Source organism: Pseudomonas sp. NFACC46-3 (genome assembly GCF_900114515.1).
In the GTDB taxonomy this organism is placed as follows: domain Bacteria; phylum Pseudomonadota; class Gammaproteobacteria; order Pseudomonadales; family Pseudomonadaceae; genus Aquipseudomonas; species Aquipseudomonas fluorescens_Q.
In genome coordinates this window covers 39,218-52,051 of sequence record NZ_FOTH01000036.1, presented here as the reverse complement: position 1 = coordinate 52,051, position 12,834 = coordinate 39,218, and the positions used below count along the sequence as shown (strand labels likewise).

Below are 12,834 nucleotides of genomic sequence, written 5' to 3'. Positions count from 1 at the left end.
CGTTTTCCTTGCCGGTGAAGTAGCCGAGGTTGGCGCCCAGGGTCCAGTCGCCGATGGGCTGGCTGTGGGTCAGGTTGAAATATTGTTGCTGGTAGATGTCGGACAGTTCCGCGTACCAGACGCCGACCTGGGTGCGTTTTTCGTTGAAGGCGTATTCACCGCCGCCGAAGTTGAAACGGTCGGAGGTGAACGCGCCGCGGCCGTTCATGGACATGTCTTCCATGCTCGCGTCGTTGCGCGGGCTGTTGGCGCGGAACTGGCCACCGTACAGCGTCAGGCCGCTGATTTCGGTGGAGGTCACCTGGCCCCCACGGAAGGTTTGCGGCAGGGAACGGCCGTCGTCGGAGCGCAGGATCGGCAGCACCGGCATCCATTCGCCGACCTTCAATTCGGTCTTCGACACCTTGGCCTTGAGGGCCACGCCCAGGCGACCGAAGTCATCGGCGGGGCGACCGTCGTCATGCACCGGCAGCAGTTGCGTGCCGGTGGTGCCGCGCCCGCCGTCGAGCTTGAGCGAGTACGTGCCGAGCACGTCCACGCCGAAACCGACCACGCCCTGGGTGAACCCGGACTTGGCGTCGAGGATGAAACTCTGGGTCCATTCCTCGGCTTTGCCTTGGGCATTGTTCGGGTTGGTGAAGTTACGGTTGAAATAGGCATTGCGCAGGTTCAGCGTGGCTTTGGCATCATCGACGAAGCCTTCGGCGCTGGCGGTCATCGGGAGAAACAGAGACAGGCTGCTGCAACCGAGCAGGATCAGTGCAGGGCTGGTGTTGAGAAGGGTACGGTGGTTTGGACGGTGCTCGGGCGAAAAACGGACACGTGTGCTCACTATGACGCTCCCTACTTTTTTGTTGTTTTTATTTGTTATACGTCGTCGTACAACATGAGGGCGATTATTTGGAAGCCGCACGTCGTTGTCAACTGGCCATTATCGGAATTATCCAAGCCGAGGGTGCTTCAAAATGAGGCGTTTCGATGGTTGCAGGTGAGCGAAGTGAAGATAGAAGGCTTTGACGCCAGGCCTGTACGGGACTCTGAGAACAGTTGTGCGGGGTGTAGTTGTGCGATGACTGGTCTAAGACATTAGTCGAATGCCCACGATCTAATGGATGCAGAAATCTCCTGTGGCGAGGGAGCTTGCTCCCGCTGGACTGCGAAGCAGGCCCAAGTTCTTTGTTTCAGCACAAATTTTTGGGGCGGCTTCGCCACCCAGCGGGAGCAAGCTCCCTCGCCACAGGTGTGCTGTTGACCCTATTCCCAGTCCAAACAGGGCAGTGTTTATCCGAATGTAGGATCCTTCTGGATCGGGCTACGTCGTCTTGCGCCATTGCCTACACCTGCGCCAGAATCCGCCGGCTTGTGCGCCTGGCGGTCGGGTTTTATCGTTTCCGGGTCGCTGAGGAATCAGCGATCGGGTTTGGTAGCCCGGTTTTTTCTGGCGCAAGTGCACCTGATGCAGAAGGTTTTTACGCCTCTGCTTTATGGTGGTCATGCGTAGGGCGTCCTCGGACGCGCCGGGTGCCAGATGACCGGTCTACCAACCTTCGTATGGCCACCACCCTTCGTCTGGTAGCGAGAGTGATGGCTCCAACTTTCTCATCTGGAGTTTCATCTATGTTCAAAGTAACCCCCAACCCACCGAACACCGATTCAGCCTCACCGCGCAAAAAAACCAAGTCCCAAACACGCGACGAAATCACCGACCGCGTCCTCGACCATTACCTGAACCCCAAGCCGGACAAGCCCGAAGCCGAGGCTGCGCCCGGCCAACTCTTCACCGTCATCAAGGACGTCGACACCGAAAGCCTGCTCGCCAACCTCAGCGAAACCCTGGCCTCGGCCAATGTCATGGTCAACGACCTGGCTTTCGACCTGGATGGTTCACGCCGGCATTTCCTCCTGGGCATCCAACAACTGATCGAACTGGGCAGCCTGCTGGCAAACCGTGCACTGGACAACATCGAAACCCGTCAGCCGACATAACCCCCCGTGGCGAGGGAGCTTGCTCCCGCTGGGTGGCGAAGCCGCCCCAAAAAAATTGTGCTGAAACAAAGAACCTGGGCCTGCTTCGCAGTCCAGCGGGAGCAAGCTCCCTCGCCACAAGGGCACTGTGCACATCCGCCGAACATGCACGGTCAAATAGGGAGCGAGCCCCCAGTGTTATCGAAAGTGAGTGAATGCTAACCTTGGCCAACGCTGTCCCCAGGGAGCCCTCATGGGCAATCACAAGATCGAGATTCGTCGCAGTAACGTCGAGAAAATCCTGCTGGCCGCCGAGAAGGTCTTTGCCGAAAAAGGCTTCGGCAGCACCGCCATGGCCGACATCGCCGCCGAAGTGCAATTGCCCCGTTCCAACCTGCACTATTACTTCAGCACCAAGAGCGAACTCTACAGCGCCGTGCTTTTCGACCTGCTGGAGGTCTGGAAGCAGGACGCCTTGTGCTTCGAAATGTTCGACGACCCCCGGGTGGTGCTCAGCAGCTACATCCGCGCCAAGATGAACCACTCCCGCAGCCGTCCCTACGGCTCGAAAGTCTGGGCCAACGAAATCATCCACGGCGCCCCGACCCTGGGTGAGGCCCTGGACGCCAGCCTTTATGACTGGGCCAAGATGAAGGAAGCGAAAATCCGCCAGTGGGTGGAAGACAAACGCATCCTCCCGATAGAACCCTCAAGCCTGCTCTACATGATCTGGGCCTCGACCCAGCACTATGCCGATTTCGACCACCAGATCAACATCCTCAACGACCACCAGCCGCTGTCGGACATGCAGTTCGAACGGGCGGTGCAGACCGTGACCAGTGTGATTTTGCGGGGGATTGGGTTGGAGCCCTGAGGTTTTATGCTGTGGCTTAGGGCCTCATCGCGAGCTTGCTCGCGATGGCGTCAGCCCAGGCACCTCAACTTTCAAACCGCCACATGATAGGGATTACGCGGATCATGGTTCCAATCCAGGAACGGCTTGCCCGTGTCCACCGTCACCATTTCGATGCAGTCCTGCACCGGGCAGGTGATCTGGCACAGGTTGCAGCCCACGCATTCTTCATCGATCACTTCATATTTACGCGTGCCGTCTGCTTGCTTGAGGCTGGCGATGGCCTGGTGTGAGGTGTCTTCGCAGGCGATGTGGCAGCGACCGCAACCGATGCACGCCTCTTGGTCGATTTTCGCGATGACCTGGTAGTTGATGTCCAGGTACTTCCAGTCGGTGGTGTTATCCACGGCGCGACCGGAGAACGCCTGGAGGTTGGCGTGGCCGTGATCGTCCATCCAGCGTGACAGGCCGTCCTTCATCTCATCGACGATGCGAAAGCCGTGCAGCATTGCCGCCGTGCAGACCTGCACCGCGCTGCTGCCCAGGGCGATGAATTCCGCCGCGTCGCGCCAGCTGCCGATGCCGCCGATGCCGCAGATCGGCAAGCCTTGGGTCTGTGGGTCGCGGGCGATTTCGGCGACCATGTTCAGCGCGATGGGCTTGACCGCCGAGCCGCAATAACCGCCGTGGGTGCTCTGGCTGCCGACACTGGGCAGGGCGACCATGCGGTCCAGGTCGACGCTGGTGATGGAGTTGATGGTGTTGATCAACGACACCGCATCCGCGCCGCCGCGATGGGCCGCCCGGGCGGCGACGCGGATGTCGGTGATGTTCGGCGTGAGCTTGACGATCACCGGCAACGAACAATAGGTCTTGCACCAGCGGGTCACTTGCTCGACGTATTCCGGCACCTGGCCGACCGCCGCGCCCATGCCGCGTTCCGGCATGCCGTGGGGGCAGCCGAAGTTCAGTTCGATGCCGTCGGCACCAGTGGCTTCCACCAACGGCAGGATGCGTTTCCAGGATTCTTCGACGCAGGGCACCATCAGCGACACGATCAACGCCCGGTCCGGCCAATCCTTTTTCACCTGGGTGATTTCCCGCAGGTTGATCTCCAGGGACCGGTCGGTGATCAGCTCGATGTTGTTGATGCCCAACACCTCGCGATTGGCGCCGTAATGGGCTGAGTAGCGCGACGACACGTTCACGGCCGCCGGATCTTCCCCGAGGGTTTTCCAGACCACGCCCCCCCAGCCGGCCTCGAAGGCGCGGACCACGTTGTAGGCCTTGTCGGTGGGCGGCGCGGAGGCCAGCCAGAACGGATTGGGGGCTTTGATACCGGCGAAGACAATCGACAGATCGGCCATTTACGCAGCCTCCACGTTGAGCATCAGTTGAGTGTTGATCGCCTCGGCGGCGAGCTTGCCGTGCTGCACGGCCTGCACGGTGAGGTCCTGGTCCAGGCTGGTGCAATCGCCGCCGGCGTAGACACCGGGAATGCTGGTGCGCAGGTGTTCGTCCACCAGGATCCGCCCGTCCTGGCGCTTGAGCTCCCGGGCCAGCGGGTCCACCAGTGCGTTGTCATCGAAGGCTTGGCCGATGGCTTTGAAAATGGCGTCGGCGGGCAGGTCGAAGGTGTCGGTGCCGATGACCAGCCGACCGTTTTCCAGGTGGGTGCGGGAGAAGCGCATGCCGCGCACATGCCCCGTGTCGTCGAGCAACACCTGTTGCGGCTGCGCCCACGTCAACAGGCGCACTTGATTGGCCTTGGCAATGTCTTGTTCATGGACGGTGGCGCCCATGTCTTCCAAGCCACGGCGGTACACCAGGCTGACGTCCCGGGCGCCGAGGCGAGCCATTTGCACGGCCATGTCGATGGCGGTGTTACCGGCGCCGAGCACGATGCAGCGGTCGGCCAGGGGCAACTGGCTGAGGTCGTCGGCCTGGCGCAGTTCGCGGATGTAGTCGGTGGCGGCCAGTAGCCCCGGCGCCTGTTCGTCGCTCAGGCCCAGTTGTTTGCTGGCCGCCAGGCCGAGGCCGAGGAACACCGCGTCGAACTGCTGGTGCAGGTCGCTCAGGCTCAGGTTCTCGCCGAGTTTCTGGCCATGGCGGATTTCGATGCCGCCGATCTCCAACAGGAAGTCCAGTTCACGTTGGGCGTAGTCGTCCACCAGTTTGTACTTGGCGATCCCGTATTCGTTGAGGCCGCCGGCTTTTTCACGGGCTTCGAAAACCACCACGTCATGGCCGTGCATCGCGCTGCGATGGGCGCAGGACAAACCCGCCGGGCCGGCACCGACCACCGCGATACGCTTGCCAGTGGTGGCGGCACGCTTGAACGGGTGTTCGCTGAAATGGGCGTTATCCACGGCGTAGCGTTGCAGCTGGCCGATCAATACCGGCGCGCATTCATGGACGTTGTTGCGCACGCAGGCTTGCTGGCAAAGGATCTCCGTGGGGCAGACCCGGGCACAACTGCCGCCGAGGATGTTGGCCGAGAGGATTTTCTGGGCCGCGCCTTGGACGTTGTCCTGGTGGATGTTGCGGATGAATGAAGGGATATCGATTTCGCTTGGACAGGCGTTCACGCACGGTGCGTCGTAGCAATACAGGCACCGGGAGGCTTCCAGGTGGGCCTGGCGCGCATTGAGCGGTGGCGCCAGGTCGCTGAAGCGGGCGGCGAGGGTGGCCGGGTCTTCCTGGGAATGGGGGAGGTGACTCAAGGGCTGGATCATGGAGTGGGCCTCACGGTGTTTGAGGTGCTGCCTCTGGTGGGCAGTGGTTTTTTTCGTTGCCTTGATCGTTCCCGCGCTCTGCGTGGGAATGCAGCCCGGGACGCTCTGCGTCCCAGAGCGGAACGCGGAGCGTCCCCAGAGGCATTCCCACGCGGAGCGTGGGAACGATCAAAGGCCCGGATTTCAGCGTTTCACGGCGGTTGGCTTGTTCAACTCCGCCCGCTTGCTCAGCAAATCGAACACCGCCGGATACGCCGGCCGCTCGATATAGCGCCCCGCGCCGCGCTCGGCCCGCAGGTCGCCGTCGGCCCACACCAGCCGGCCCTGGCTGATGGTGTGGCTGGGCACGCCGCGCACGGTCTTGCCTTCGAAGATGTTGAAGTCCACCTGCTGATGGTGGGTCTTGGCGGAAATCGTGCGGCTGCCTTGCGGGTCCCAGAGCACCAGGTCGGCATCGGCGCCGACGCGGATCGCCCCTTTGCGCGGGTAGAGGTTGAAGATCTTCGCGGTGTTGGTAGAGGTGAGGGCGACGAAGTCGTGCATCGACAATTTTCCGCTGTTGACCCCCTCGTCCCAGAGCACGGCCATGCGGTCTTCGATACCGGCGGTGCCGTTGGGGATCTTGCTGAAGTCGTCGCGGCCGGCAGCCTTCTGTTCGGCGCAGAAGCAACAGTGGTCGGTGGCGGTGGTGTGCAGGTTGCCGGATTGCAAGCCGTGCCAGAGAGCCTCTTGATGCCCGCGTGGGCGAAAGGGTGGGCTCATCACGTAGCCGGCGGCGGTCTGCCAGTCGGGGTCGCGATAAACACTGTCGTCCAGCAACAGATGCCCGGCCAGTACTTCACCGTAGACCGGTTGGCCCTTGCTGCGGGCGTAGGTGATTTCGTCCAGGGCCTCTTTGGTCGACACATGCACCAGGTACAGCGGTGTGCCCAGGGTTTCGGCGATGCGGATGGCCCGGCTCGCGGCTTCGCCTTCCACTTGCGAAGGACGCGACAACGGATGGGCCTCCGGCCCGGTGATGCCCTGGGCCAGCAACTTGCGTTGCAGGTGGTAGACCAGTTCGCCGTTTTCGGCGTGCACGGTGGGCACCGCGCCCAGTTCCAGGCAGCGCTCGAAGCTTGCCACCAGGGTGTCGTCGGCCGCCATGATCGCATTCTTGTAGGCCATGAAATGCTTGAAGCTGTTCACCCCATGATGGCTGACCAGCTCGGCCATTTCTTCGCGAACCTGCTCGCTCCACCAGGTGATCGCCACGTGAAAACCGTAGTCACTGGCACTTTTCTCGGCCCAGCCACGCCATTGGTGAAAGGCTTCCATCAACGATTGCTGGGGGTTGGGAATCACGAAATCGATGATCGAGGTGGTGCCCCCGGCCAGACCTGCCGCCGTGCCGCTGAAGAAGTCCTCGCTGGCGACCGTGCCCATGAATGGCAACTGCATATGCGTATGGGGATCGATGCCGCCGGGCATCAGGTATTGGCCGCCGCCATCGAGCACTTCGGCATCAGCGGGAACTTCCAGGTCTTCACCTATAGCCTTGATCACGCCGTCGGCGCAAAACACATCGGCGCGATAACTTTCATCATGGGTAATAACGGTGGCGCCACGGATCAACAGAGACATTCCGAGTTCCTCGCAGGCATGACCGACTGTTGCCGGTTCTTTATGTTTTATCGATCACGGTAGGTAAAGTCGTGGCGGTTTATATTCTTGTCACGACTGTCAGGATTAGACGCTAGCTGGAGTTTATGAAATGAGCAAGATTATTTTTTATAAGCGTATGCGTTAATTAACTTATTGAAATTGAAGGATTAATTTATAGATTCACCAAAATGGTGAGCCTGCTCACCATTTTGACGCACTTGACAGGATCGTTATTTGAGCGAGATTTGTCATGGTAAATCAGCGGCTTGAAAGCGTTGCAAGTGCGATCTAGACACCTTGCGTTGATCCGGGGTGCACCACTTTGAATCTCCCCCTCGACAGGGCGTGAAGGTCATCTAGCCTCAAGGGCGGTAAGCAGGGAGTGAAACAAGGCAATAACGTGGCTTTAAAACGTTAAACATCAAAAGGTTGAAAGGGTTATATCGATCATCCGGTCAGCTCGGCGCATTATCCGGCACGGTTATTGAGTGCCGTCGTGGTCTGGCGGGGTGGTCGGGAGCACGCGTGCAAGTACTCCGGCCATCGCCCGTCGATGAGCAAAAATAATGAAAACAGTGGAGCGGACATGACCAGATCAACAGTGACCGAGCGCGACGGATTGTTCGAGCTTGAAGCCGGCAGCGACGTCCTCGACAGCCCCCGTTATAACCACGACATCGCGCCGACCAAGGTGCACGAGCGAACCTGGAACAAATGGCACATCACTGCACTGTGGGTAGGCATGGCGATCTGCGTGCCGACCTACACCCTCGGTGGCGTGCTCACCGCCTATTTCGGCCTGACAGTGGGCGAGGCGCTGCTGGCGATTCTGTTTGCCAACATCATCGTGCTGATCCCCCTGACCCTGAATGCCTTTGCCGGAACCAAGTACGGCATTCCGTTTCCGGTGCTGTTGCGCTCATCCTTCGGCGTGATTGGTTCCAACGTGCCGTGCCTGATCCGCGCCCTGGTGGCCTGTGGCTGGTTCGGGATCCAGACCATGTTCGGCGGGCTGGCGATCCACCTGTTTCTCGGCTCGGTGTTCGAAGGCTGGAAGAGCCTGGGTGGCACCGGCGAAGTGATCGGCTTCATGGTGTTCTGGGTCATCAACCTGTGGGTGGTGCTGCGCGGTGCCGAGTCGATCAAGTGGCTGGAAACCTTGTCAGCGCCGCTGCTGGTGCTGGTGGGCGTCGGTCTGTTGGTGTGGGCATTGCCCAACGTTTCATTGACTGAACTGATGGCGGTCCCGGCCAAGCGTCCCGAAGGCGCCGGCGTGACCAGCTACTTCCTTGCCGGCCTGACGGCCATGGTCGGTTTCTGGGCCACGCTGTCGTTGAACATTCCTGACTTCAGCCGTTATGCCAGGAGTCAGAAAGACCAGATCGTGGGGCAGATCATTGGCCTGCCATTGACCATGTTCCTGTTCGCCTCCCTCGGCGTGGTCATGACCGCCGCCTCGGAAAAACTGGTGGGGGTGACCGTCTCCGACCCGGTGACCTTGATCGGGCACATCCAGAGCCCGGTGTGGGTGGCTCTGGCGATGGTGCTGATCATTGTCGCCACGCTCTCGACCAACACCGCCGCCAACATCGTCTCGCCCACCAACGACTTCCAGAATCTTGCGCCGAAACTGATCGGTCGCACCAAGGCGGTGATGCTCACCGGGTTGGTGGGGCTGGCGCTGATGGCCCACGAACTGCTGAAGAAGCTTGGCCTGATTGTGTCCGAGGTCAGCCTGGAGTCGGTCTATTCCAACTGGCTGCTGGGTTATTCGAGCCTGCTGGGGCCGATTGCCGGGATCATGGTGGTGGATTATTTCCTGATCAAGAAACAGCAACTGGACCTGGCCGGGTTGTACCGCGACGACATTTACCCGGCGTGGAACTGGAATGGCTTCATCGCCTTTGGCGTGCCGGTGGTGCTGACGCTGCTGTCCCTGGGCAGCGATGCGTTCAGTTGGTTCTACAGCTACGGCTGGTTCACCGGCTCGGCGCTGGGCGGGGTGATTTATTACGGGTTGTGCAGTATGCGAGCGAGCCCATCCGTCGCTAAAACCGCGGTGTGAGGAAGGGCCTCATCGCGAGCGAGCTCGCTCGCGATAGTGGCCTCAAGTACACCGAAAACATGCCTGAAAAAATGGAGATCCCCATGAACGCAGCCATCGACGTCCTGCAATCCACCCACCCGCACATCAATCGCGATCGCCTGTGGCAATCGCTCATGGACCTGGCCCAGCTCGGTGCCACGGTCAAGGGCGGTGTGTGTCGGCTGGCCCTGACCGACCTCGACCGCCAGGCCCGCGACCTGTTCGTGCAATGGACCCAGGCGGCGGGCTGCACCGTCAGCATCGATGCGGTGGGCAATATCTTCGCCCGTCGTCCGGGGCGCAATCCGAACCTGCCACCGGTGATGACCGGCAGCCACATCGACACCCAGCCCACCGGTGGCAAGTTCGACGGCTGCTTTGGCGTGCTCTCCGGGCTGGAGGTGCTGCGCACCCTCAATGACCTGAACATTGAGACCGAAGCACCGTTGGAGGTGGTGGTCTGGACCAACGAAGAAGGCTCGCGTTTCGCCCCGTGCATGATGGGCTCCGGCGTGTTCGCGGAAAAATTCACCCTCGAAGAAACCCTCGCCAAGGTCGACGCCGAGGGCATCAGCGTGGGCCAGGCGCTCAATGCCATCGGCTATGCCGGCCCGCGCCCGGTCAGCGGGCATCCGGTGGGGGCGTATTTCGAGGCGCACATCGAACAGGGGCCGATCCTCGAAGACGAGGGCAAGACCATCGGCGTGGTGATGGGCGCATTGGGGCAGAAATGGTTCGACCTGACCTTGCGCGGCGTCGAGGCCCACGCCGGCCCGACCCCGATGCACCTGCGCAAGGACGCCCTGGTGGGCGCCTCGATCATCGTTGGCGCCGTCAACCGCGCCGCCCTCGGTCATCAACCCCATGCCTGCGGCACGGTCGGGTGCCTGCAAGCTTATCCGGGGTCGCGCAATGTCATCCCCGGCGAAGTGCGCATGACCCTGGACTTTCGTCACCTGGAACCGGCGCGGCTGGATTCGATGATCGCCGAGGTCAAGCAGGTGATCGAAGACACCTGCCAGCAACATGGCCTGACCTTCGATTTGAAACCCACGGCCGATTTCCCGCCGCTGTATTTCGACAAGGGCTGCGTCGACGCCGTACGCGGCGCTGCCCAAGGGCTGGGCCTGTCCCACCTGGACATCGTCAGCGGTGCCGGTCATGACGCGATCTTCCTCGCCGAACTGGGCCCGGCCGGGATGATCTTCGTGCCCTGCGAAGGGGGTATCAGCCACAACGAAATCGAAAATGCCGCCCCGGACGATCTCGCCGCCGGTTGCGCAGTGCTGCTGCGAGCGATGCTGGCCGCCTCACAAGCGATTGCCGAGGGGCGCATGGCGGCTTGAAGGGCCGATGCACTATTGCAAACCCATGTGGTCGTAACCTTCAACGCATCCATGCTTGAAACCTACTGACCACATGGAGACCCAATGAATCAGCAAGTCCCGACCACCGATACCAACCGTCGTCAATTGCTGCAGATCATTGCCGGGCTGTCCGACGGGGTGATGTTGATCGAGGTCGACCAGACCATTGCCTGGGCCAACGCAGCGGCCTTGGCGATGCACGGGGTCAAGGATCTCAGTGAGCTGGGCACCACGGCCAGGCAATACGCCCGGCGTTTCAATTTGCGTTATCGCAACAATCACCCGCTGAGCGACGACAACTACCCCATCGCCCGGGTTGCCCGTGGCGATGAGTTCAGCGATGTGCTGGTGGAAGTCACGCCCCAGGCCGACCCGGATCGGACCTGGGTGCATCGGATCCGCAGCATGGTGCTGGCCGACCGCAACGGCGAGCCGGAGCTTCTCGTGCTGATCCTCAGCGATGCCACCGAATGGGCCAGCGCCGAGCAGCGCTTCGAGAAAACCTTCGGGGCCAACCCGGCACCGGCGGTGATCTGTCGCCTCAGTGACCTGCGTTACATCAAGGTCAATCCGGGATTCCTGGAGATGACCGGCTACAGTCGCGAGCAGGTGATTGGGCGTTCGGTCTATGAGCTTGACGTGCTTGAAGCTGCCGAAAGACGCGACCTGGCCATCGAACGCCTGGGGCAGGGTGCGACCATTCCGCAAATGCAGGCCGAGTTGAAATTGCCCGACGGCACCAACAAACAGGTGATCGTCGCCGGCCAGCCGCTGGACCTGCACGATGAAGACTGCATGCTGTTTTCCTTCATGGACATGGAGCCGCGACGCAAGGCGGAAACGGCTCTGCGCCAGAGCGAGGAGCGCTTTGCCAAGTCGTTCCGCCTGTCGCCCGTACCCACCCTGGTGTGCAGCGCTGAACAGCAGTTGTTGGAAATCAACGAGGCGTTTCTCCAGACCACCGGTTACGCCAGCGAAGAGCTGTTGGGAAAAACCGTGGAGGAAATCGGCTTTCTCGACAAGGACGCCAGCGCCGCGCTGTTTGCCCGGCTGGAAAAGGCCGCCGCTGTCTCGAGCATCGACGTCAAGGTGCACAAGAAGGGTGGCGAACTCATCGACTGTGAGGTCGCCGCCGATACGGTGCTCATCCAGGACAAACCTTGCTATCTGTTGGTGCTGATGAACATCACCGAGCGCAAACGCTCGGAGCTGGAGCTGGTGGCGGCTATCGAAGAGGTGATGAAAGATGCGTCCTGGTTCAGTCGGACCCTGATTGAAAAATTGGCTAACGTGAAGAGCATCAATGCCCAGGTGCCCAGTGTGTCATTCACCGAGCTGACGGCCCGGGAGCGCGACGTGCTGGGGCTGATTTGCGAAGGCTTGGCGGACAAGGAAATCGCCGCGCGCCTGAAGCTGGCGCCCAATACCGTGCGCAATCACGTGGCTACGCTGTATTCGAAACTGGATGTCCATAGCCGCAGCGAGGCGATTGTCTGGGCGCGGGAGCGGGGGTTGTTCGCGAACGAATGGCGAATGAAGGCACCATGATAGCCAGTGCAAATGCACCGGGCATGCTGGTGCAAATTCGGGTTTTGCATGGGGGGGCGGTTCCTTAGGCTGTCAGTGTGCGACATCGTCTGTGATGTCGCGTCCCCACGAAACAGTCAAGGAATACGCCACAATGTGCAGTGAACTAACCCAGTATGAGAGCGACAGGATGCCTATGCGGACCAGGAGGTCGGTGCTGTCCACCGTTCATTTGTGCCCCCAGGGCTGAGGTGCATTTCATGACCCATCTGGCCCCCTTGCGCACCCGCCTGGAAGAAAGCTTTACGCCGCTGGCCTGCGAATGCAGCCTCAATGGTGACGGCACCCTCACTGTACGCCTGTATCACCGTGAAAGCGGTGAGGTGGACCTGGTGGTGAGCGGCATGAGTGTCGACAGCGTCCGTTCGGAAGAGAGCATCGCCAAGTTGATCGACGAACTGCGTTATGAGCTTGAAAACACCCCGCTGCATCGCAGTGACCCGGTATAAATGATCAGGACAGCCTAATCACCAAAGATCAGGCACCGCACACCTTGTGGCGAGGGAGCTTGCTCCCGCTGGGTCGCGCAGCGGCCCTGGAACCCGGCGACGCGGTGGATCAGGTTGATTGAGTGAGCTTGAGAGGGGCTGCTGCGCA

Annotated in this window: 10 protein-coding genes; 6 read left to right on the top strand and 4 right to left on the bottom strand. The window is 60.9% G+C overall.

All coding sequences use genetic code 11. The features are described 5' to 3' along the window. A partial coding sequence (locus BM300_RS25755) for an OprD family outer membrane porin (protein ID WP_371914671.1) occupies positions 1–718 on the bottom strand: 718 nt, incomplete at its 3' end. An 899-nt stretch (positions 719–1,617) separates the two neighbouring features. Between BM300_RS25755 and BM300_RS25750 the strand changes: the two genes are divergently transcribed. Together BM300_RS25750 and BM300_RS25740 are read left to right on the top strand one after the other, a co-directional pair. Beyond that, positions 1,618–1,986: a DUF6124 family protein gene (locus BM300_RS25750; protein ID WP_092464351.1), complete on the top strand. Its 369-nt coding sequence runs from the start codon at positions 1,618–1,620 to the stop codon at positions 1,984–1,986. A gap of 232 nt (positions 1,987–2,218) precedes the next feature. Then, positions 2,219–2,839: a TetR/AcrR family transcriptional regulator gene (locus BM300_RS25740; RefSeq protein ID WP_072341959.1), complete on the top strand. Its 621-nt coding sequence runs from the start codon at positions 2,219–2,221 to the stop codon at positions 2,837–2,839. A 71-nt stretch (positions 2,840–2,910) separates the two neighbouring features. On the opposite strand, the gene preA is transcribed toward BM300_RS25740, so the two are convergent. The 3 genes from preA to hydA all read right to left on the bottom strand — a co-directional run bounded on the left by preA (position 2,911) and on the right by hydA (position 7,176). Beyond that, positions 2,911–4,185: an NAD-dependent dihydropyrimidine dehydrogenase subunit PreA gene (preA, locus tag BM300_RS25735; RefSeq protein WP_092464347.1), complete on the bottom strand. Its 1,275-nt coding sequence runs from the start codon at positions 4,183–4,185 to the stop codon at positions 2,911–2,913. Beyond that, positions 4,186–5,553 carry an NAD(P)-dependent oxidoreductase gene (locus BM300_RS25730; RefSeq protein ID WP_092464345.1) on the bottom strand — a complete coding sequence of 456 codons (1,368 nt, stop codon included), beginning with the start codon at positions 5,551–5,553 and terminating at the stop codon, positions 4,186–4,188. It lies immediately after the preceding gene. Positions 5,554–5,736: 183 nt separating this feature from the next. Then, complete coding sequence (gene hydA, locus BM300_RS25725; protein ID WP_092464343.1) at positions 5,737–7,176, bottom strand: dihydropyrimidinase; 1,440 nt, start codon at positions 7,174–7,176, stop codon at positions 5,737–5,739. Between the two features lie 607 nt (positions 7,177–7,783). Between hydA and BM300_RS25720 the strand changes: the two genes are divergently transcribed. From BM300_RS25720 to BM300_RS25705, 4 genes are all read left to right on the top strand, one after another. Beyond that, the gene (locus BM300_RS25720; RefSeq protein ID WP_092349282.1) at positions 7,784–9,262 is read left to right on the top strand and encodes an NCS1 family nucleobase:cation symporter-1; all 1,479 of its coding nucleotides are present in this window, start codon (positions 7,784–7,786) and stop codon (positions 9,260–9,262) included. Between the two features lie 83 nt (positions 9,263–9,345). Then, a complete protein-coding gene (locus tag BM300_RS25715) occupies positions 9,346–10,629 on the top strand; it encodes a Zn-dependent hydrolase (RefSeq protein ID WP_063320667.1) in 1,284 nt (427 codons plus the stop codon). 84 nt (positions 10,630–10,713) lie between these two features. Further along, positions 10,714–12,198: a helix-turn-helix transcriptional regulator gene (locus tag BM300_RS25710; protein WP_092464341.1), complete on the top strand. Its 1,485-nt coding sequence runs from the start codon at positions 10,714–10,716 to the stop codon at positions 12,196–12,198. Positions 12,199–12,437: 239 nt separating this feature from the next. Then, entirely contained in the window at positions 12,438–12,686 is a 249-nt protein-coding gene (locus BM300_RS25705; protein ID WP_092464339.1) for a DUF1652 domain-containing protein, read from the top strand. Positions 12,687–12,834: the final 148 nt, after the last annotated feature.

Excerpts from the sequence above, each read along its gene's own strand:
- BM300_RS25750 (WP_092464351.1), top strand. The coding sequence starts at position 1,618 with ATGTTCAAAGTAACCCCCAACCCACCGAACACCGATTCAGCCTCACCG.
- BM300_RS25740 (WP_072341959.1), top strand. The coding sequence starts at position 2,219 with ATGGGCAATCACAAGATCGAGATTCGTCGCAGTAACGTCGAGAAAATC.
- preA (WP_092464347.1), bottom strand. The coding sequence starts at position 4,185 with ATGGCCGATCTGTCGATTGTCTTCGCCGGTATCAAAGCCCCCAATCCG.
- BM300_RS25730 (WP_092464345.1), bottom strand. The coding sequence starts at position 5,553 with ATGATCCAGCCCTTGAGTCACCTCCCCCATTCCCAGGAAGACCCGGCC.
- hydA (WP_092464343.1), bottom strand. The coding sequence starts at position 7,176 with ATGTCTCTGTTGATCCGTGGCGCCACCGTTATTACCCATGATGAAAGT.
- BM300_RS25720 (WP_092349282.1), top strand. The coding sequence starts at position 7,784 with ATGACCAGATCAACAGTGACCGAGCGCGACGGATTGTTCGAGCTTGAA.
- BM300_RS25715 (WP_063320667.1), top strand. The coding sequence starts at position 9,346 with ATGAACGCAGCCATCGACGTCCTGCAATCCACCCACCCGCACATCAAT.
- BM300_RS25710 (WP_092464341.1), top strand. The coding sequence starts at position 10,714 with ATGAATCAGCAAGTCCCGACCACCGATACCAACCGTCGTCAATTGCTG.
- BM300_RS25705 (WP_092464339.1), top strand. The coding sequence starts at position 12,438 with ATGACCCATCTGGCCCCCTTGCGCACCCGCCTGGAAGAAAGCTTTACG.